Source organism: Microbacterium sp. BWT-B31, from assembly GCF_041379855.1.
GTDB lineage: Bacteria > Actinomycetota > Actinomycetes > Actinomycetales > Microbacteriaceae > Microbacterium.
Map to the genome: position 1 here is coordinate 51,021 of NZ_JBFECU010000016.1, position 20,058 is coordinate 71,078.

Annotated in this window: 20 protein-coding genes and 1 pseudogene; 10 read left to right on the forward strand and 11 right to left on the reverse strand. The window is 67.8% G+C overall.

All coding sequences use genetic code 11. The annotated features are described in order from the left end of the window. Window positions 1-69: 69 nt before the first annotated feature. Window positions 70-1,038 carry a fumarylacetoacetate hydrolase family protein gene (locus AB1K54_RS14540; protein ID WP_371203478.1) on the forward strand — a complete coding sequence of 323 codons (969 nt, stop codon included), beginning with the start codon at window positions 70-72 and terminating at the stop codon, window positions 1,036-1,038. Between the two features lie 115 nt (window positions 1,039-1,153). On the opposite strand, the gene AB1K54_RS14545 is transcribed toward AB1K54_RS14540, so the two are convergent. The 3 genes from AB1K54_RS14545 to AB1K54_RS14555 form a co-directional block, all read right to left on the reverse strand. After that, the gene (locus AB1K54_RS14545) at window positions 1,154-2,443 is read right to left on the reverse strand and encodes an ABC transporter substrate-binding protein (protein ID WP_371203479.1); all 1,290 of its coding nucleotides are present in this window, start codon (window positions 2,441-2,443) and stop codon (window positions 1,154-1,156) included. An 864-nt stretch (window positions 2,444-3,307) separates the two neighbouring features. Further along, the gene (locus AB1K54_RS14550; RefSeq protein ID WP_371203480.1) at window positions 3,308-3,691 is read right to left on the reverse strand and encodes a hypothetical protein; all 384 of its coding nucleotides are present in this window, start codon (window positions 3,689-3,691) and stop codon (window positions 3,308-3,310) included. A gap of 64 nt (window positions 3,692-3,755) precedes the next feature. After that, window positions 3,756-4,274, reverse strand: a complete 519-nt coding sequence (locus AB1K54_RS14555) for an ArsR family transcriptional regulator (protein WP_371203481.1) — start codon at window positions 4,272-4,274, stop codon at window positions 3,756-3,758. A gap of 392 nt (window positions 4,275-4,666) precedes the next feature. On the opposite strand from AB1K54_RS14555, the pseudogene AB1K54_RS14560 reads away from it, so the two are divergent. Beyond that, window positions 4,667-5,113 (forward strand): annotated as a pseudogene (locus AB1K54_RS14560) (cyclase); the annotation flags it as partial. Beyond that, on the forward strand, window positions 5,093-5,593 hold the full coding sequence (locus tag AB1K54_RS14565) for a DUF1990 family protein (RefSeq protein WP_371203498.1): 501 nt from the start codon (window positions 5,093-5,095) through the stop codon (window positions 5,591-5,593). The pseudogene AB1K54_RS14560 and the gene AB1K54_RS14565, both read left to right, overlap by 21 nt. Before the next feature lie 192 nt (window positions 5,594-5,785). Here the strand turns inward: AB1K54_RS14565 and AB1K54_RS14570 are convergent, their stop codons facing one another. From AB1K54_RS14570 to AB1K54_RS14590, 5 genes are all read right to left on the reverse strand, one after another. After that, window positions 5,786-7,075, reverse strand: a complete 1,290-nt coding sequence (locus AB1K54_RS14570) for a Fic family protein (RefSeq protein ID WP_371203482.1) — start codon at window positions 7,073-7,075, stop codon at window positions 5,786-5,788. Window positions 7,076-7,486: 411 nt separating this feature from the next. After that, window positions 7,487-9,244, reverse strand: coding sequence for a DNA/RNA helicase domain-containing protein (locus AB1K54_RS14575; RefSeq protein ID WP_371203483.1), 1,758 nt, complete (start codon window positions 9,242-9,244; stop codon window positions 7,487-7,489). Beyond that, window positions 9,231-9,551, reverse strand: coding sequence for a nucleotide pyrophosphohydrolase (locus tag AB1K54_RS14580; protein ID WP_371203484.1), 321 nt, complete (start codon window positions 9,549-9,551; stop codon window positions 9,231-9,233). The genes AB1K54_RS14575 and AB1K54_RS14580 overlap by 14 nt, the downstream gene beginning before the upstream one ends. Window positions 9,552-9,937: 386 nt before the next feature. After that, window positions 9,938-10,345, reverse strand: coding sequence for an HIRAN domain-containing protein (locus AB1K54_RS14585; RefSeq protein ID WP_371203485.1), 408 nt, complete (start codon window positions 10,343-10,345; stop codon window positions 9,938-9,940). Between the two features lie 66 nt (window positions 10,346-10,411). Continuing rightward, window positions 10,412-10,960 carry a hypothetical protein gene (locus AB1K54_RS14590; RefSeq protein WP_371203486.1) on the reverse strand — a complete coding sequence of 183 codons (549 nt, stop codon included), beginning with the start codon at window positions 10,958-10,960 and terminating at the stop codon, window positions 10,412-10,414. A 276-nt stretch (window positions 10,961-11,236) separates the two neighbouring features. Here AB1K54_RS14590 and AB1K54_RS14595 point away from each other — a divergent pair, with 276 nt between their 5' ends. Beyond that, the gene (locus AB1K54_RS14595) at window positions 11,237-12,337 is read left to right on the forward strand and encodes a fatty acid desaturase (protein ID WP_371203487.1); all 1,101 of its coding nucleotides are present in this window, start codon (window positions 11,237-11,239) and stop codon (window positions 12,335-12,337) included. A 91-nt stretch (window positions 12,338-12,428) separates the two neighbouring features. Here the strand turns inward: AB1K54_RS14595 and AB1K54_RS14600 are convergent, their stop codons facing one another. The 3 genes from AB1K54_RS14600 to AB1K54_RS14610 all read right to left on the reverse strand — a co-directional run bounded on the left by AB1K54_RS14600 (window position 12,429) and on the right by AB1K54_RS14610 (window position 14,422). Continuing rightward, window positions 12,429-13,142: an ANTAR domain-containing protein gene (locus AB1K54_RS14600; RefSeq protein WP_371203488.1), complete on the reverse strand. Its 714-nt coding sequence runs from the start codon at window positions 13,140-13,142 to the stop codon at window positions 12,429-12,431. Between the two features lie 24 nt (window positions 13,143-13,166). Then, on the reverse strand, window positions 13,167-13,871 hold the full coding sequence (locus AB1K54_RS14605) for a GAF and ANTAR domain-containing protein (protein WP_371203489.1): 705 nt from the start codon (window positions 13,869-13,871) through the stop codon (window positions 13,167-13,169). A gap of 89 nt (window positions 13,872-13,960) precedes the next feature. Next, window positions 13,961-14,422 carry an isoprenylcysteine carboxylmethyltransferase family protein gene (locus tag AB1K54_RS14610; protein WP_371203490.1) on the reverse strand — a complete coding sequence of 154 codons (462 nt, stop codon included), beginning with the start codon at window positions 14,420-14,422 and terminating at the stop codon, window positions 13,961-13,963. A 93-nt stretch (window positions 14,423-14,515) separates the two neighbouring features. On the opposite strand from AB1K54_RS14610, the gene AB1K54_RS14615 reads away from it, so the two are divergent. The 6 genes from AB1K54_RS14615 to AB1K54_RS14640 all read left to right on the forward strand — a co-directional run bounded on the left by AB1K54_RS14615 (window position 14,516) and on the right by AB1K54_RS14640 (window position 19,884). Continuing rightward, window positions 14,516-14,980, forward strand: a complete 465-nt coding sequence (locus AB1K54_RS14615) for a YdeI/OmpD-associated family protein (protein WP_371203491.1) — start codon at window positions 14,516-14,518, stop codon at window positions 14,978-14,980. A 34-nt stretch (window positions 14,981-15,014) separates the two neighbouring features. Beyond that, a complete protein-coding gene (locus AB1K54_RS14620; RefSeq protein ID WP_371203492.1) occupies window positions 15,015-15,221 on the forward strand; it encodes a hypothetical protein in 207 nt (68 codons plus the stop codon). Between the two features lie 170 nt (window positions 15,222-15,391). Next, window positions 15,392-16,732, forward strand: coding sequence for a M20/M25/M40 family metallo-hydrolase (locus AB1K54_RS14625; protein ID WP_371203493.1), 1,341 nt, complete (start codon window positions 15,392-15,394; stop codon window positions 16,730-16,732). Between the two features lie 73 nt (window positions 16,733-16,805). Next, window positions 16,806-17,549 (forward strand): GNAT family N-acetyltransferase, encoded by a 744-nt coding sequence (locus AB1K54_RS14630; RefSeq protein ID WP_371203494.1) that lies wholly within the window; start codon window positions 16,806-16,808, stop codon window positions 17,547-17,549. A gap of 138 nt (window positions 17,550-17,687) precedes the next feature. After that, window positions 17,688-19,421, forward strand: a complete 1,734-nt coding sequence (locus tag AB1K54_RS14635) for an MDR family MFS transporter (RefSeq protein WP_371203499.1) — start codon at window positions 17,688-17,690, stop codon at window positions 19,419-19,421. Window positions 19,422-19,431: 10 nt separating this feature from the next. Beyond that, entirely contained in the window at window positions 19,432-19,884 is a 453-nt protein-coding gene (locus AB1K54_RS14640; RefSeq protein ID WP_371203495.1) for a MarR family winged helix-turn-helix transcriptional regulator, read from the forward strand. The last annotated feature ends 174 nt before the right edge of the window (window positions 19,885-20,058 follow it).

The following is a 20,058-nucleotide window of genomic DNA, read 5'->3' on the forward strand; positions in this document are numbered from 1 at the left end:
GGTTGATCGCTCGCCGAGCCTACGAAGCGGGTGATGCGTGCGCCTGCGGTGGTTCTGCTCGCTGCATGCGTGAAACTGCTGACCTCGCAATGCATATTACAATCTCCGTATTTGCAATACAATCTCCGTATCGCCTTCCTCGGCGACGCTCCCCGAACGACAAGGAAGTGCCCCATGAGATTCGTCCGCCTCGGGAATGCTGGGTTCGAGAAGCCCGGCGCCCTCATCGACGACGACACGGTTATCGACCTGTCCGATGTCGTCCATGACTTCGACGAGGCCTTCTTCGGGTCGGGCAGACTCGGGGACCTTGCCGCGATCGTCGCGGAGCGTGCTGGCGCAGGGCGCGGCGAGCCGATCGGAGGCCGCCGCATCGGGGCGCCGATCGCGCGACCGCACCAGATTCTCTGCATTGGCCTGAACTATCGCGATCATGCGGCGGAGACCGGCCAGGCCGTGCCCAGCGAGCCGATTCTGTTCACCAAGTCACCCAATACGCTGATCGGCCCAGAGGACGACGTGCAGATTCCCCGTGGTTCGACGAAGACCGATTGGGAGGTCGAGCTCGGCATAGTCATCGGGCAGAAGGCCTCCTACCTCGCTGACGAGGCGGAGGCGGAGGCGGCGATCGCCGGCTACGTGCTCGTGAACGACGTGAGTGAACGCGAGTGGCAGCTGGAGCGAAACGGGCAGTGGTCCAAGGGCAAGTCCGCTCCCACCTTCAACCCCGCGGGGCCGTACCTCGTGACCAAGGACGAGATCGATGACGTGACCGACCTCGACATGTGGCTCGACGTCGACGGTGTCCGGCGGCAGCGCGGGTCGACGTCGACCATGATCTTCAGCCCGCGCTTCATCGTGCACTACCTCAGCCAGTTCCTCACCCTCGAGCCTGGCGACCTCATCAACACGGGGACTCCGCCGGGCGTAGGGATGGGGCATTCTCCCGAGATCTTCCTGCGCGGCGGCGAGGTCATGACACTGGGAATCACCCGGCTCGGCACCCAGACGCAGCGCGTCCTCGCTCCTCGCTTCTGAGACGCAGCAGGGTGGTTCGTCTCCTTGGAGACGAACCACCCTGCTGCGGGGAGGCGGCGACGGCCGCTCGGATCGCCGCCTGAGGAGGGGCAGCGATCCGCGCGGCCGTGGGGAGCTATTTCTTGAGTGTGAAGCCCTGGCGCTCCGCGTAGCTCGTTACGTTCGACTGGAGCGTGCCGAGCGCCTCCTTCGCGTCAGCGGCGCCGCTGGCGATCTGCTGTTCAGCCTCCGTGACCAGTCGCGCTGTCTCAGTCGCGAAGGGTGACCACTGCCAATCGGTCGGGATCGCCTGGAGCTCCTCGGCGAACACTTCGTTGACGGCTTGACCGCCGAAGAACTCGAACGGCGTGGAGAGCAGTTCGGCGTCCGTCGCGTAGCTCTTCAGTGTCGGGAAACCATCGGACTCGAACAGGTAGTCGGCGGCGACGGGCTCGTGGTTGACCCAGATGGCGAACGTCGCCGCGGCGAGCTTATTCTTGCTCTGCTCGCTGACCGTGTAGGCGCTGCCGCCCTTCTGCGCGGACGAGCGCTCGCCAGGCTTCCAGGTGGGCATGGGCGCGACCTGCCAGGAGCCGGCGCTGTCGGGAGCGACGTTCGAGAGCACTCCGCTGAACCACGCGGGGGCGAGTAGGGTCGCGATCTTGCCCTCGGCGACCGCCTGGATCCACTCCGGCGCTCCAATAGGCAGACTCGCTGCCGCATCGGCGTCGGTGAGGTCGGTCCAATACTCAGCGACCTTGACGGCCTGGTCGCTGTCGTAGGAGACAGAGATCTCCTCGCCCGAGGTCGTCACCGGCGTGATGCCTGCCTGCCACAGCATGACGTTCAGCGCCTGGTCGCTCAGGGCCGAGTTTACGAAGTACCCGTCCGGCGTCGCGGCGCGGTAGGTCTTCGCCGCTTCCGCGAACTCGTCCCAAGTCGTGGGCGGCTCCACACCTGCCGCTTCGAGGAGGTCAGAGCGGTACATCATCGCCATAGGCGCTGCGTCAAGGGGGATGCCGTAGAGCTTGTCCTCGACCGAAACCTGACTGATGAGGCTGTCGATGTAGTCGTCGCGCACTTCTGCGCCGCCCAGGTCGTCGAGCGGGGCGAGGTAGCCGGCTCGCGCGTACTGCCCAACCAGACTGTAGTCCACCATCGCCACGTCGGGTGCGCCGGACCCCGCCTGGAAGGCGGTCTCCAGCTGGGCAGGTTCGGCCGTCTTGTTGAGGGTGACGTCGATGTCGGGATGCTCCGCCTCGAAGAGTTCGACGAGGTGCTCCGCCGTGGGCGATGTGCTCCAGACGGTGATCTTGCCGGAGGCCTCTCCGTCCGGGGCGACCGTGTCGCCACCAGAGGCGCAGGCAGTAAGTAGGGTGGCGGCAGAGACCACCAGCACCAGCGGGTATAGACGCTTGTTCTGCAAGACGTGCTCCTTTGCTCAGGCTTGGGTGATCATATAATAAACGCTGAACTTGCATAGTAAATGTAACGATTCAGCGTCGCGGGTTCGACGTCGTCATTGACGGAGTTGGCCCTTCATGGCGCGGTACGCGGAGAGGATGGGAGCGACGCCCACCGCACGGGTTGACGACGGAGATCACGGCATCTCCCGTGGTGTCGACGAAACCCGCGTTGACCCAGAATCTTCCCAGTCGAGGCCGGACGCCCGTACGACCGAACTCGTTCGCGGCGCCGACCGAGCTGCGAATTGGCGCACTGGCCATCCGTCACGCCCTAAGTTCCTCGCAAGCGGGGTGATCGCCAAGGAACAACGATTCAACCATCCGCCCACGCGTCTCCACGCAGCGCGTGCCGGCCACCCACTCGCACCTCGTCGACTGGAAGGCACGTGCGTACATTTCCTGTTCGACAGCATCGGCGTCGCCCCCGTCGGTTGGGGTGCCTCACCCTCGAGGCGCACTGGCGTGGACACATTTTGGACACAAGCCCCGCGCAAGCCGCACGAACGAGCTGATTCAATCCGCCCGAGGCCAGGTGCGAGCACTCCCCCGACACCCGCGTAATCACGCGGCAGACGGCCGCTGACCGAGGGATACTGCGCCTGCCCCATTAGGCGGCGGCATGCTCAACCGGAGATTCGACTCCCGCCGTCGCGTCTACTCCATGAGAGATCAGCGCCTGATCAGAAGCGTTGACAAGCCAGATCCAGCCTCGTCGCCGATTCACTCGCGCCTTCAAGGCCGGCCGCGAGCCTCTGCGGCTCGCTCAGTGATGCCGATCCGATGTCGAGGTCATCGTGAGTAGGTCCGTGTACAGGTCCCGCACGTCATGTGCCGATCCCGCGTGCGAGAGCAGCGGCATGAAGCTCTTGCGCAGTCTGCCGCGCGAGCGCCGCCTCCGCGGAGCCCAGCGGGATCGCGTCGTAGTGGCTCTTGTTCCGAGCACGGCGCAGCCGATCGAAGCGCCTCGCGGCGCGATCACCCGGCGGCGAGTCAAGAACGGCGCGCAAGTATCGTCCGAGCGCTTCGTGCTGGCCTGCGCCGTTGCGGCTGCGGTATCCGTGGGCGGCGAGCAGTGCTTCGCCGACGTCGTGCGCGGCGTCATATGCGAGGTCGTACGCGACGACCACGCTGGTGAGCAGCGGAAGCTGGCCGATCCGCACGCGCCGCCGCGAGAGACGCAGCAGCGCGTGCCGGGTCAGGCGTGGCATTGTCGAGGCGGCGCGCAGACACCAGGGCGTCGGCGGCCTCTTTGCTGCGTTTCGGTCAGCGGTGTCACGGCCACGGAAGGTCTCCGATGATCGGCACCGTGGGGTTTGAGCGCACCCGGTCGAGGAAGCCCGAGTCGATCGCCGACTCAGCGCGCGTCAGAATCGTCGCGTTCACCGGGCGGTGCACCGACTCTTCGATCCGATCGCAGGCCTGATAGACGAGCTCAGCGTCGGGCGTTCCGATCACCATCACGTCGATGTCGTTCGGTTCCGGACCGTCAACGCCTCGCAACCGCGCCGCGAACGATCCATACAAGAACACCGACTCGATCCCGTCTATGCGGGCGAGCTCGCGGGAGAGCAGGATGACCGGACCTGCGACGATCTGAAGGATGTCCCACAAGGGAGGGACGAGCGCACTGTCCGGATTCGCGGACAGCAGCCGCGTTGGCCCGACGTTTCGCTCGACGAGGATGCCGGCATCCAGCAACCGCGCGACCTCGCGGTGAGCGGTCGGATAGGCGAGCTCTGCCCGGGCAGCTATATCGGTCAGGCTCAGTTCGTCGGCGCCGAGCAGGATCACAGACAGCAGGCGCGCCTATCCATCCGACCGGAAAATCGGAGCGAGGAGCGGCGCCTCGGTTCTCATATAGCTGATGTTATTGTCCGTTATACCGATGGTCAGGACCGTCGACCCTCTCGCCCTGCGTGGTCGGCACATGTCTTGAGCACGCCTGCACACGCGCCAGGGTTGCGCCCAAGAGCCTCCTCCTGCGAGGCCTGGACGAACAGTCGATCCAGGCGCTTCGAACCTGGACCGACGGGGGGCCCGATTCCGCGCACCAAAGCCCGTCGGCGGGGGCGGAGTGAAGAATGCCGCGCCACTCCGTGAACGTTCACGCGACGCAACGGCCCAGGAACGGACGCATCGCGCAGCGATCAACGACCTCCTCGGCGCTCTGAGAGGATCAACGGGTGCCCAGCTCTTTCACTCTCGTCACCCGAGCGATGGCGCCGATGGAGCAGTTGTTCGACGCGAGCCTGAGCATCGACGAGCACGTCGCCTCTATGGCGCACTCCGGCGAGCGCGCCGTCGCGGGCGTCACCGCCGGAGCGATCTCGCTCGGCGAGAGTGTGACCTGGCGAGCACGCCACTTCGGAGTCTGGTTCACGATGACGTCGCGGATCACCAGCCTCGAACGACCGGGCAGGTTCGTGGACGAACAGGTCCGCGGGCCGTTTCGCACCTTCCGTCATGAGCACACCTTCACGCGCGACGGCGACTCGACCGTCATGATCGACACCCTGACGTTCGCATCGCCGGTCTTCGGATGGCTGGCGGAGCGGATCGTGCTCGTGCCGTACCTGCGCCGACTGATCCGCCGACGCAACCACCACCTCCTGGCGTCGCTCGACGCCACGCCGTGCACGCACCCGCAGTCGCCCGCGTGGGCCGCGGACGAGTCTGCCCCATTCCGCCGCTCCGAGGTCTCGGCGCTCATCGGGCACGGTGACGAGGTCTGGGATCGCGCGACGCACGATGTGCTCCGGTGGAAGGTGAAGACGCGCAGCGGATTCACCGTCGAAGACCTGCACCCGGTGACGCCTGGCCAGCAGCTTGCGATCACGGCCCGACTGCTCGGCGTCACCGTCCGCGAGCCCGTGGAAGTGGCATCCGTCATCGAGACTGCCACGCGAGTCGGCTTCGCGTACCGAACCCTTCCGGGGCATCCTGTCACCGGCGAGGAGGCGTTCATCGTGCACCGCGACGGCGACGACGTGTTCCTCACGGTCCGCTCGCTCACCGCGCCTACATCCGCCCAACCGTGGCGGGCGCTCTACCCCGTCCTGCGGATCGCGCAGGTCGTCGCGCGGCGCCGGTATCTGCGGGCGCTGCGATAGAACCTCACGCAGATCGTGCGTTCTTGAAGCGTGATCCCAGCCCTAACCCCTTCGACCGGAGCTGGCCGAGGCTCCTCGGATCAAACGACGCCGGACCAGCCGTCGGCCGGCTGCCCGCGGCGCACCCAACTCGCCTCCGAGCTGTGTGCGGGTTTTGACTCCCGGCGTCGCGTCTGATCTGACCGGATGCGTTCAATGGTCGCCCGCAGGCCGAAGGGAGCCGACCCGTGCTGACTCGGGGCGAGGCGGACCGGCGCTGGGCACTCTCTTGGCTGTGTCACCGGCTCCGACGCGGTTGCTGCGCTCGGTGAGTGCGACGAGCGCAAGCTGACGATCGGCGGCCCAGCAGACAAGGCGACCGCGCTGATCTTTCGTGCGGCCGAGGATGCCGGCATCCTCGAGTTCCTTCAGTGCGCGGTGTGCCGCCGTGGTGGATACGTTGTGGTTGCGCGCCACACCGTCGATCGTCAGCACCGGCTCGGTGGCGAGCGCGGCCAGGATGCGGAGGACGACAGCGTCGCGTCGCGGAACCGCCGGCGTCAGTTCGTGTGCGCGGCGGTAGGCGATGAGGTCGTCGAGCGTCTGCTGCTCCAGCGCGGCGACGTCCTCGGCCAGCCTGACCGCATTGCCGGCCGCGAGTTCCGTCGCGCGCGCGAATGAGATGACCCATTCGTCGAGTCGCGGCGGGTCAGCGCGGAACGCCGTGAGGCCCGCGATGTACGTGTCGGTGTCGCCGGCGAACACCGTGCTGATCGGGATCAGGACATTCCGCAGCGCATCGGCGCGCCGCAGCACCGTGTGGATCAGTGCGCGCCCGGTGCGACCGTTTCCGTCGATGAACGGGTGGATGGTCTCGAACTGTGCGTGTGCGATCGCAGCGCGGACCACGGCGTTTCCCGACGTCTCGGTGAGGAACGCGGCGAGATCGGCCACGAGCCGAGGAACTTCGGATTCTGGCGGAGGAACGAACTCGGCGCGCAGAGGGCTCCAGCCTGTTCCGCCGACCCAGTTCTGTTCGGTGCGAAGCCCGCGCTCGAGGGATGGCTCGATGACGTGCTGGAGGTCCTCGATGTCGACGGTCGTGATCGAACGGGTGCGGTCTGCGAGGGCGGCGACGGCATCCTCTGTGGCGCGGACGTTGTCGATGACGTCGAGCGCGACTCGGGGGCCGTGCTCGAGAGCCTCGGCGATCGCCAAGCGCTTCGGAGTCACACGGTTGCCTTCGATCCACGATGACGAGATGCTCTCGGACCGGATCAGAAGGTGATTGAGATAAGCGGATCGTTGACCGATGCGCTCGTCAGCCCGAGCGAGCACGGCCAACGCGTCCTCCGCAGCGGCGCGCGCCTCGTCGCCGAGTCGAGGGAGCGCAACGCCCAGTTCGTCGGGCACGTATGCGAGATATCGACCCGGCGCGCGATCACGGCGGCTCAGCTGCCCGTGCTCACCAGGAGCCCAGAGTCGTTCGACGAAATTGGCCACGCCGCCTCCTAAGGGTGCTGCGATCCGTTATTCATCAACTTTATACCGCTTAACGTGGATGATACCTACGGAGACCGCGCCAGGGTTGCGCCCAAGAGCCTTGCAGGATGCCCCGTCGCACGATTCTTCTGAGTGTCGACGGCTCGCTGCTCGTGGAGATCGACTCACCCGATCGCGACTACGCCGCCTTTCGCGAGGGGCGCGAGTACCACTCGCTGGTCGTATCGGATAATGCGCAGACGCTCGAGATGTCAGGCAGAGGCAGGCGGGGACCGTACTTCTATCGGCCCGTGGTGGTGGAGGGCCTGCGTGACATCGCGCTCACCGGCCTCGACATCGTCTGGAACACCCGGTGGCTTGCTTCGCCCGCTTTGCTGGCCGAGCTCTCCCGTCGGCTCGGCCGACTGAATTTCATTGGGCGGCAGAAGCACGCAGTCGAACTGCATCGGCGACGTACTCGCGAAGCGCCGGGTCGCACACGTACACGTACGTGCCACGAATCCCCCGCGTCAGCAGAACTCCGTAGATGTTGCGGATGAACTCGAGCAGGTCGGCGTCGGAGTACACGATGCCGAGCTGCTTGTTGTTCTCCTTGCCCTTCGCATCCCGGTATGAGTCACGATCGACATACAGGCGACGCGATTCGGAGTCGTAGCGGAGGTCGTTGCCGATGATGACACCCGCATAGTTGAGGTCATACCCCTGCACGGTGTGGATCGAGCCCACCTCATCGATCGAACCTGCGCTGTTGATCCAGTCTTTGATCTGACTGTTCCACCGCAACTGCAGACCATCCAGCTCAATATCGAACGCGGTCTTGTCGCCCTTGCTCCTCCACTCCCAGGCATAGCCTGCGACGAGGCGCGCGAGCCCGTGCTCCGCGTTCCGAGCGATGACCTCGCGCTGCATTGCCACGAGATCATCGAATAGCCGAAGGTCGTAGTCGCCGAAGTCCGGGCGCTTCGGCGGGCCGCCTTCGCCCCGCAGCAGACCCCGCACGAACTCGACATAGTCCGCCCCTGCACGCACGCGCATCTGCGTGGACAGCGAGTATCTGCGGTGTGTCGATCTGGCTTCGTCCGCGAGTGCCCGAAGCACCGTCTGCGGAAGATCTGCGGGCCGCACGGTCTGCTCCGCATCCAGCAGGTAGATCTGGTGCCGGCTCTGCGCCCGGATCCAGTCCAGCTGAGTCAACGAGGGATCGTCGGCACCGAACAGCTTCTCGTTGATCTTCACGAACCGCTGGTTGTTCACGCCGGATGACTGGTTCGCCCGCTGATTCAATCGATGCGTCTCATCGACGATCAGCAGGTCCCACCGCTGGTCGGACGCACCGACATCGAACGGCGTGAGGATCTGCGCCGGGGCGACCTTCGGCGTCTTCTTGAACACCCGCTTGATCGACTCCCGCAGCGATTGCTGAGGAACAACGAACCCGATCCGCAGACCCTCGAGCAGCGCCCGACTCTCAGGCACGAAGAACTCGGCGAACATCGCGTCGGGCTCGACCTCGTCCGCATCCTCATGGTCGCGGATGTCGGCGAGCAGCTTCATCAGGAAGATCGCGACGATCGTCTTGCCGGTCCCGGGGTGACCTTCGATCACACTCGCGGACGGAGCATCCGTCGCGAGGTCTTCGAGAAGGCCCTCGACAATGTCTTCGACAGCGATCGCCTGCTCGGGCGTGAGCACCTTGAACGGCGAGAGCTTGAACAGGTCGCTGTTCTCGATCTCGGGGATGCTGCGCTGGAAGATCCCTTCCGACCTGAGCTTGTCGAAGATCTCGCGAAAGCTCTCCCGGTAGAGGGCGCGCTCGTAGTAGCGCGCGTCGATGATGCCCTCGTTGCCGTTCATCACCGCGAACTGGCCGTCGCCGGCGAGCCATCGGATCAGGTGCGACTCCAGATCGAGGCAGGCGGATTTGTTGAAGGTCTCATCGATCACCACCCGCACGCTGCGGAACACGGACTTGGCCGGGTTTGCGAGGTGCTGACGCATGCGGGCCGCCGCGTTGACCGTCTCTCCGACATAGACGGATGCCGCACCCGGCGAATCTGCGCCGTCGAGCACGTAGACGACCGGCCAGTTCCTACGCCGTTCGTCGCCAGATGCCCAGTTCGAGATCGCGGGCGAGGTGAAGTCGAAGCGCTCGATCTCAAAGGGCGTCATACTTCGTGCTCCGCCCCTTCGATCGGTCTGCAGGATACTTTTCACGCGTCACGGCGAGCTTCTCGAGCACGATCTCGTCGAGATCGAGGCCCAGGCGCCCGGCGAGCAGCGTGCAATAGGTCACCACATCGGCGAGCTCCTCGCGGACGCGCATCTCGTCACCGTCGTCGTTCCATTGGAAGCACTCGAGCAGTTCCCCGGCCTCGATCGCGATGCTCTTCGCGAGGTTCGCCGGAGTGTGGAACTGAGCCCAGTCGCGCTCTCGGACGAACTCCTTCAGTGCCTCTTGAACTAGCTCTCTTGTCACGACTGCGACCGTATCAGGGGCACGGCGTGCAGGGGGTTCGGCTGGACAGCATCACGCGCGAGGACAGGACTTCACGATGCGTGCGCAAGCCGCTGGGTCATCGCGGGATCACTTCCTTGCTTCTTGGCGGAAACAGCGGGGTGTCCCACGGTGGCCACTCACTTCGTCAACGACGACGAGGGCTCCGCAGGAAATGACACCGCGTGAATGGACTCACCGGCGTCCACGGCGAGACCGTGCCGACGATCGACCTCCGACCTCCGCGCCGGAGCATGTGAGACTCGCCGCGTTCCGACGTGCACCAGCATTCTGGTCGCGAGGTGCCCGTGTTGCGCGGACCGACATCGACTCGCGCCGCCGCACCGTTCACCGCGGCCGCTGCGACCTCACCCCTCCACCCGCGCCCCCACGAACTCCCGCAACGCTTCATCGGTGGGCACGTCGACCCGCAGCCGCATGCTCCCCAGCAGCGTGCCCGCGCCGTTGACGACGGCGGCGCCGCCGAGCGAGTCGAGCAGGGGTGCGAGGTCGGTCGCGATGCGGTCGGGCAGGTAGCCGACGGTGCGGCCATTCGAGAAGACGGCGATGCCGGTCGGGTTGCGACGGGAAGTGGGTTCGCGACGCAGCACGTACAGCCGGCGCTCCTGGCCCAGGCGTTCGCGGTCGTTCACGAGGTAGTGCGTTCGTTCGAGCGCTACGCGCCGCGACGGCAGCGGCCGAAGATCCGGCAGGCCGGTGTGACGGTCGACGCGACCTGTCGTCAGGTGAAGCAGCTGCTCCCACCAGGTAGGCATGAGAGCCCCTCCTTCACCTGCGCCGCCGTCATCGGGCGGAGCAGATCTTCGTTCCGCACGAGCAGGTCAGCGTGCGTGGCCGCCTTCGGTCATCCATGCGTCGATCTGGGCGCGATCGGCTGAGTCGGTGGCTGCCCATTCCGGCGGGAACGCGGGGCCCACGGCATCCGTAGAGCACCGGAAGGCGACCGACTCGGCGAGAGCTGCGACAGCCGCGGCCCGCAGCTGCTCGGTCGCGGCGGCATCTTCATATCGGGCAGCGGCGGCGTCCTGCCGGGCCCGGACTGCCTCGGCGATCGCCGCGAGCCGGTCGGCGAGCACGCTCGCCAGGCCGTCGCGCAGTTCTTCGAGGTTGGTGTTCGCGATCTCGAGGCGGCGATCCGAGATGGTCACTTCTACGGTCGGGTACCCGGCCTTCGAGAGGAACTGCCGGGTGCTGCTTCCGAGAATCTCTGCCACCTCGTCGCGTTCGGGGCGACGGGTGAACACCGCCTCCACGGTGTACCGTTCGGGGGCGTCGTCTGTCATCAGCGCCGCAGGCAACGAACCCACCAGCACCGATCCCAGGCCCAGGGTCGCGGCGTCGGCGCCGCGCGTTCGTGTCTGTGTCTGCATGACCGAACGTTACGCCCCCAACATGTGCGTCTCACAGGTTCGGCCGATGCCGCGCGCGTCGGCGGCGCCGGGTCACGAGGGCGCGCAGCATCCGTCTCATCAGCAGCCCGCCGGCGCACCCTCGCAACCTGCGATTCGCATGCGTCCCAGCCGTGAGTTCGCGGCATGCCGGGTGCGCGAACCCGGCAACGGGCATACGCTGACACCAGATGGCCGAGACCCCGTCATCGGGTGCGACACGCTCTGTGCGCGCCCCACACGACCGGGGGTCGCGAAATGACCGTCATCTCTTCCGGGCCGATCAGGTCGACAGTGCGAAGCACGACGCCGAAGGGGACCAATCCCTTCACCGAACTGGCGCAGCTGGTCACCGCCAGCGGCCTCATGCGTCGCCGCTACGGCTACTACTGGACGAAGCTCATCGCCGCCCCGCTCGTGCTGGCCGGCATCCTCACCGTCTTCTTCTTCATCGGCGACACGTGGTGGCAGCTGGCCACGGCTGCGGTCCTGGCCGTCGTCTTCACGCAGGTCGCGATGCTCGGCCATGACGCCGCGCACCGGCAGATCTTCCGCTCCGGCCGATGGAACGACTGGACCAGCCTCGTCATCGGCAACCTGCTCGTGGGCATGAGCTATGGCTGGTGGCAGCACAAGCACACCCGCCATCACGGCAACCCCAACAAGATCGGCACCGATCCCGACCTCGACCTGCCCGTCATCTCGTTCGTGCCGGAGCAGGCCGACCGCCGCAGCGCCGGCCGCATCGGGCCGCTGCGCTGGCTGATCGCTCACCAGGGCGTGTTCTTCTTCCCGATCCTGCTGCTCGAGGGCCTGTCGCTGCACGCCTCGAGCGTGCGCCGGGTGTGCTCGCGAGAGCCGCTGCGTCGGCGTCCGGTCGAGATCGCCTTCCTCGCGGTGCGGATCGTCGGATACCTCACCCTCGTGTTTCTGGTGCTGTCACCGGGCATCGCCTTCGCGTTCCTCGGGGTTCAGCTGGGCCTGTTCGGCGTCTACATGGGCATGGCCTTCGCACCGAATCACAAGGGGATGCCGCTGGTTGCGGCCGATGCGAAGCTGGATTTCCTCCGCCGTCAGGTGCTGATGAGCCGCAACGTCCGCGGCAGCCGCCTGCTCGACACCGCGATGGGCGGGCTCAACTACCAGATCGAGCATCACCTGTTCCCGTCGATGCCTCGGCCGCACCTGCGTCGGGCGTCGGGCATGATCGCCGCGTTCTGCCGGGACCACGGCGTGACCTACACCGAGACGGGCCTGTGGCAGTCGTACGGGATCGTCATCCGCTACATCAACCGCGTTGGGTTGGGCGAGCGCGATCCGTTCGAGTGCCCGATGCTGCAGCAGCGGCAGTCCGTCTGACGCGGGCGGGGTCGCGGCGGCGAACAGCCGGATGCCTCCGGCGAGGGCGCCGGCGGGCGACGCGAGCGCCCGCAGCCTCGCAAGCGGGGTCTCAGAGCGCCAGCCGCCCCGCGATGACTTCGGCCGCGACGAGCCCAATGCGGGTCTGCGTCGAGCGGGCGTGGCCGCGGATGCGGGCGAACGCCTCATCCATGTCGATGCCCTGCCGCTGCGCGAGGTAGCCCTTGGCCTGCTCGATCACGACCCGGCTGTCCAGCGCGCGCTGAAGCTGCGCCTGCGCAAGCTCGGACTCCTCGACCAGGCGCTGCTGCAGAATGCTGATGGTGGCGATGTCGGCCAGCGCTTGCGCGGCGGTCGCGTCGGGCGCGTTGAGCGCCCCGGGCTCGTCGCGGAACAGGTTGAGCGATCCGAGTGTCGAGTCGCGCAGCCGCAGCGGGATCGCGTGAATCGACGAGAAGCCCGAGGCCCGGGCATCCGCCGCGAAAGCGGGCCAGCGGTCGGCGATCTGATCGATCTCGCCCACCGAGACGACCTCGCCGGTCGTCGCGGCCTCCACGCACGGGCCCGCACCCACCCTCAGCTGCATCAGCTCGACCAGTTCGCTGCGCTCGCTGGTCGAGACGATCACCTCGAGCTGGTTCGAGGGGCTCAGCAGCAGGATGCCGGCAGCCGAGGCGTCGAAAAGCACGATGCACTCATCGACCAGGCGCTGCAGCACGTCGACGACGTCGAAGTCGTCGACGAGGCAGTCCGCCAGTGCGACGAAGGTTCCCAGCAGCTGATGCTCGCGGGTGAGCGCCGTCATGTCGTCATCCTAGGCCTCAGCAGGTCACAGGCTCGGGTCGATCCGGCGGGCGATCACGTCGGCGGCGACCTCGCGCACCGGCCGACCCGCGGCGTACGCATGGCCGCGCAGCAGCAGCAGGGCGTCGTCGACGCCGATCCCGTTGCGGGCGGCGACCATGCCCGTCGCCTGATGCACCTCTCGGCGTGAGTACGGCCCGTCCGCCGGCTGTTCGTCCACCTCGTCGGCACGATCCAGCGCCCGGCGCAGCAGCACGCCCGAGACGATCGCGGCAAGCCCCGTCACCCCGTCGATCTCGTCGCTGGACAGTTCGCGTGCGACCGGCGAATACAGCGAGATCGACCCGATGTCGACGGAGCCGGCGAAGAGGGGGAACGCGTGCAGCGCGCCCAGTTCGAGTTCGCGAAAGGCGTCCCATGCGCCGGGCCACAGCGCTCCGCCACCGGCTTGCAGGTCGGATGCCGCGACCGGCCGCCGCGTGCGGAGGGCTTCCCACGACGGACCCTCGCCGAGGTCGATCTGAATCTCGTCGATGCGGGCGCCGAGCGTCGTGCTCGCGCACACGGTCTGCGAACCCATGGGTGAGCCGAGGGTGGACACGACCGCACCGGGTATCGAGATCGCCGCCCGCAGGGGCGAGCACAGGTCGTCTCCGGCCGCGGCGGTGAGTCTTGCCGCCGCGAGCGCGAAGGCCTCGCCGAGCGGATCGGAACCGGCTGTCGTAGGCATCTCTCCTGCCGCCGTTCACAGACGAATGAGCAGGCGCTGGGTCTTGGTGCCTTCGTGCCGATCGTACACCGCGCCCTGTTCGGGCTCTTTCACAGCCAGCGCCGCACCCTCGCGCGATAGTCGTCGTAGTCTGAGCCGAACTTCGCGCTGAGATAGCGTTCCTCGGGTGTGATCGCTCCCCACCACAGCGCCGCGACGCCGATCGGCGCGAGCACGAGCGCCCAGAACGAGGGCCACAGCAGCGCCAGCGCCACGTCGAGCGCGATCAGCCCGAGGTAGAGCGGGTTGCGGCTCACTCGGAACGGCCCCCGATCGAGGATCTTCTGGGTCGAGCCGCCCGGCAGCAGCGCCGTCCGATGGCGAGCCATGAGCCACAGCGCCCACCCGTTCCACGCCGCGAAGGCCGTGATGAGCACGATCGCGACGATCCGCGAGATCGCGGCGGGCAGTGCGACCGGGTCCCCGACGGTCGCGCTCAGGACGCACCCCGCCAGCAGCGGCGCACCGAGTGCGATGGGCGGCCAGATCCGGTACGCGGGCGCGTCGGCCATCCCCGCAGTGTAGACCCGGCCCCGTCGGCCGAGACGAGAAGGGCGGATGCCCCGCCCCACACCGCACGCCGAAGTGCTGGCAGGCTGGTGTGCGTGGGTGAGCGACGCGCATTTCGCACCGTGGTGACCGTGGACGGGCAGGGGCGCACGCGCTTGTCGATCCCGTTCGACCCGAACGAGGTCTGGGGCGGCAAGCCGCGGCATCATGTGGCGGGTTCGGTGGCCGAGCGTCCGATGCGAGGGGTCATCGAGGAGCGCGACGGCGAACCGGTGATGGTGCTCGGCCCGGCGTGGTGCCCTGTGCCTCTGCCGGACGGCGCCGAGGTCGAGGTGGTCCTCGAGCCGGAGGGACCGCAGCGAGCCGACCTTGCGCCGGATGTCGCCGCGGCGCTCGAGGCAGCCCCGGACGCCGCGGCCTTCTTCGACTCTCTCGCGCAGTTCTACCGCACCGGGTGGCTGCGGTGGATCGATGCGACCAAGCGTCGACCCGACGAGCGGCCGGTCCGCATCGCCGAGATGGTCCGTCTGCTGCAGCAGGGGCACAAACAGCGTCCGTGAACCGCTGCCGCGGCATCCGCAGTATCGTGGCGCCATGAGGCGGATCTGGCCGTTGCTCGTTCCCGGCGTGGCGCTGGCCGCCGTCGGGCTGGTGTGGACGCTGCAGGGTGTGAATGTGCTGGGCGGATCGGCGATGAGCGGCTCCGCGCTGTGGGCGACGATCGGGCCGATCGTGCTCGCGGTCGGGGTGGTGCTGATCGTGATCGCGATCGTCGCCGCCCGACGCCGCAAGTCGAACTGACCCGACCGATCGCAAGGCTCAGTTCCCGCGGAACGTGCGATGCCGCGGCGTCCCTTCGGGCGCGGGCCGGGCGCAGCGCCGCCCCTGGACCGCGACACATTCGGTCATATCGGCGCCGCCTGTGCTCACGTACTGCGCGGGTGCGGGGCATCCGGCATACGCTCCGAAGCATGCCCGCCCTCGGACCCGCCGAAGACCTGCCGCTCGCGACGCTCGAATCCGAGGCCGTCGACCTCACGCGCGCCCTCATCCGGATCGACAGCGTGAACACCGGTGTCGCCGCCACGATCGGCGACGGCGAGACGCGGGCGGCGCGCTTCGTGCAGGAGCAGCTCGCCGAGGTCGGCATCGATTCCGAGCTCGTCGAGCCTCGCGCGGGGCGTGCTTCGGTCATCGCCCGCCTTCCCGGACGCGATCGCACCCGCGGCGCGCTCGTCGTGCACGCGCACCTCGACGTGGTTCCCGTCGAGGGCCAGGAGTGGGAGCATGCGCCGTTCGGAGCCGAGATCGAAGACGGCTGGCTCTACGGCCGCGGCGCCGTCGACATGAAGGACTTCGCCGGCGCGATCCTCGCCGTCGCACGTCACTTCGCGCGCGAGCGCATCGTGCCCGAGCGCGACCTGGTCCTCGCGTTCCTCGCCGACGAGGAGGCCGGAGGCGTGTGGGGCGCGGGGTGGCTCGTCGAGAACCGTCCCGACCTGTTCGAGGGCGCCACCGAGGCCTTGGGCGAGGTCGGCGGGTTCTCGGTCCCCCTCGACGGCGAGCGCCGTGCGTACCTCGCCGCGACGAGCGAGAAGGGCGTCGCGTGGGCGACGCTGACGGCGCGCGGCCGCGCCGGTCACGGGTCCCGGCCGACCGCCGACAACGCGGTCGTGCGGCTCGCGCGAGCGGTCGCCGCGATCGGCGCGCACCGCTTCCCGATCGTGCGCACACCCGCCCTGCGGGCCTTCCTCGCCGAGTTCGGGCGCGTGCGAGGGCTTTCCTTCACGGATGCCTCGCTCGAGGCCGACCTCGGCGAGCTGGGTCTGGTCTCGCCCCTCGTGAGTGCGGGCCTGCGCAACACCGCGACGCCCACCGTGCTCGAGGCGGGCGGCAAGACGAACATCATCCCCGCCGAGGCGACCGCGCGCCTGGACATCCGCGTGCTGCCCGGTCAGGACGAGAACCTCAAGGCTGAGCTGCGCGCCCTCGTCGACGACGACATCGACATCCGCTGGGGCAGGTGGTGGTCGGCGACCGAGGCGCCCGTCGACTCCCCGCTGCTTGCGGTGCTGCAGCGCGCGATCGACGCCGAGGACCCCGGGTCGCTCGTCGTGCCCTATCTTCTGCCCGCGAGCACCGACAACAAGCACTTCGCCCGCCTCGGCATCGCCGGCTACGGGTTCGTCCCGCTGCGTGTGCCCGACGGCTTCGACGTCTTCGGGCAGTTCCACGCTGCTGACGAGCGCGTGCCGGTCGAGAGCCTGCGCTTCTGCGCGCGCACCACCGCGCGCATCCTGCGCGACGCGTGAGGAGTGCCCGCTCCCGTTGCTCGGCGTGACGGGTGAAGTTGCGCGGGACGGCGCATCCGCTGATGCTGAACGGATGCCGCACTCCTCCTTCGACGTCGGGGCCGTGTCGTCGGCCGACGCCAGCGCACCCCACGCCGACGCTCTCGTGCTCGACAACGCGGCGTGGCATTCGCTGATCGGGCCGCACGCGCGGTTCGCCATCGGCAACGACCTCGTGCGCAGGTATCCGGACGACGTCGCGCCCTTCCTCGCCGTGCGCACGTGGGACGACCCCGGGGTGTGGGACGCACTGATCGAGCTCGTCGGCCCCGGGGCGCAGTTCGGCTACTCGGGTGCCGATCCCGTCTTCCCGCCGGGGTGGGAGGTCCTCGGCCGCGGCGCGGGGGTTCAGTTGGTCGAGACCCCGGCGCTGGATCCGCGGCCCGACGACGAGACGATCGTGCTCGGCGCGGATGACGCGGCCGACATGCTCGCGATCGTCGAGCGCAACCAGCCCGGCCCGTTCCGGCCCCGAACCCACGAGCTCGGCCGCTACGTCGGCATCCGGCGCGACGGACGCCTGATCGCGATGGCGGGAGAGCGGCTGCACCCCGAGGGGTGGACCGAGATCAGCGCGGTGTCGACCGACGCGGGCTTCCGCGGCCAGGGGCTCGCCTCGCGCCTCGTCCTCGACGTCGCGTTCCACATCCGGGAGCGCGGCGACCGGGCCCTCATGCACGCGGCGGCGACGAATGTCACCGCCATCGCGATCTACGAACGGCTCGGCTTCGCGCTGCGCCGCCGCACGACGTTCGCCACTGCCCGCACGCCCGCGTAGCACCCCGCGGGACGCCGGGACGGGGCATCCGTCCTCGGATTTAGTTGATCATTGTCCAAAGTTGACGTAACGCAACCATCTGCGTATAGTTGACCGGTATCAACTTATCCGCATCGGAGGAAACCCCCCTTGTCGCAGCTGTCCGACACGTCTGCGCCGGTGAACACCGAGCGCACCACACGCGAAGTCTTCGTCGCGCTGTCCGGCCTCATCGTCACGATGTTCGTGGCCGTCCTCTCGGGCACCGTCGTTTCGACGTCGATGCCCCGCATCGTCGCCGACCTCGGCGGCGACCAGTCCGCCTACACCTGGGTCATCACCTCGAGCCTGCTCGCGACCGCCGTCACCACCCCGATCTGGGGCAAGCTCGCCGACCTCGTGAACCGCAAGGTGCTGCTGCAGCTGTCGATCATCCTGTTCGTGCTGGGCACCGCCATCTCGGGCTTCGCGCAGGACGCGACGACCCTCATCGCCGTGCGCGTCATCCAGGGCGTCGGCGTCGGCGGCCTCATGTCGCTCGTCATGATCATCGTCGCCCTCATCATCTCGCCGCGCGAGCGCGGCAAGTACATGGGCGTCGTCGGCGGCATCATGGCCGTCGGCACCATCGGCGGCCCGCTCCTGGGCGGCGCCATCACCGACGCCTTCGGGTGGCGCGCGAACTTCTTCATTCCGCTCCCCCTCGCCGTGATCGCCCTCGTGCTGCTGCAGTTCACGCTGCACCTGCCCGCCACACCCAAGCGGGCCGTCAAGATCGACTACCTCGGCGCGGTGCTCATGGCGGTCGGCGTGTCGCTCGCCCTGGTCTGGATCACCCTGGGCGGCAAGGACGAGGCGGCCGGCGGCTTCGCGTGGGACTCCACCGCCAGCTTCCTCATGATCGGCGGCGCGATCGCCGCGATCGTGGCGTTCATCGTCGTGGAGTTCTTCGTGCCCGAGCCCATCGTGCCGATGGCGCTGTTCAAGAACCGCACCTTCGCCCTGGCCGTGGTCGCCTCCATCGCGATCGGCGTGGCGATGTTCGCCACGAGCGTGTTCCTCGCGCAGTACTTCCAGCTCGCGCGCGCCGCATCCCCCACCGAGTCGGGCCTCATGACGATCCCGATGATCATCGGCCAGATGGGCGCGTCGATCGTGATCGGCGCCCTGATCAGCAAGTTCGGCCGCTGGAAGGGCTTCATGCTCGTCGGCTCGGTGCTCGTGGTCATCGGAACGTTCCTGCTCACGACCCTGCACTACGACACCGACTTCGTGTGGGTGAGCGTGTTCATCTTCGTCCTCGGCGCGGGCCTGGGCATGGTGATGCAGAACCTCACGCTCATCGTGCAGAACGACACTCCGGTTTCGCAGCTGGGCGCGGCATCGTCGAACGTGAACTTCTTCCGCTCGATCGCCGGCACCATCGGCGTCACCGTGATGGGCTCGATGCTCGCCGCGCAGGTCAAGTCGGGCATCGCCGACGGCTTCAAGGGCTACGTGCCCACCACGCCGGACGAGATCGAGGCGCTGAAGGGCCTCGCCGGCGGCACCGTGCCGAAGGTCGACGAACTGCCCGACACGATCCGCGTGATCATCGAGGCGTCGTACGCCGACAGCATCGCGCATATCTTCTGGATCGCCGTGCCCCTGGCCGTGCTCTCGCTCATCGCGATCGCGTTCCTGCCGAACAAGCGCCTGTCCACCAAGTCGGCCGCGCAGTCGCTGCAGGAAGAGGCCGACGAGGCGATCATCGACCTCGCCGAGGCCGAGGTCGGGGCATCCGCGCCGTCGACCTTCGGCCAGTTCGAAGAGGGCGATCGCGAACGCGTCGCCGCCGCGACGGGCTCGGTCAGAACCGTCGAGCGTGCGCGCACGAACGAGGATGCCTCGTAACATGTCCACCATGAGCCTGGACTCCGCCGCGGACGCCGCCGTCGATGAGGCGATCCTCGACGTCGAGCAGCAGTTGTCGGTGCTCTTCAACCGGTCCCGCGCCGTGTGGAAGGAGGCCGCGGAGCATGTGCATCCCGAACTGCAGCCGGCCGGCTACAAGCTGTTCGGAACGATCGTGCGCCTCGGCGAGACCAACGCGCAGGTGCTCTCGCAGATGTTTGACATGGACAAGAGCGCGGTGAGCAGGCAGGTGCGCACGCTCGAGGAGTTCGGGCTCGTCGAGAGCCGAGCCGACGAGCGCGACGGGCGGGCCCGCGTGCTCGTTCCGACCGCGCTCGGACTCGAGCGCGCGCGCGACGTGCGCGAGGCGAACAAGTCGCGGCTGCGCGTCGCGCTGAAGGGGCACTCCCCCGAAGACCTCCGCGTCTTCGCAGACATCCTCGCGGCCATCTCTGCCGCGTAGCAGCGTTCCGTCCGCCGTCGCGGGCACAGGCAGGCCGAGGGCCGCTCCCGATGGCGGATTCAACGGGTCCTCGCAACACCTGATGACCTATGTGGTTTTCAGTAGATCACGCAAGCGCTCGGCTGGGGTATCCCAGCCGAGCGTTTTGCGTGGTCGGCCGTTGAGTTCCTGGGC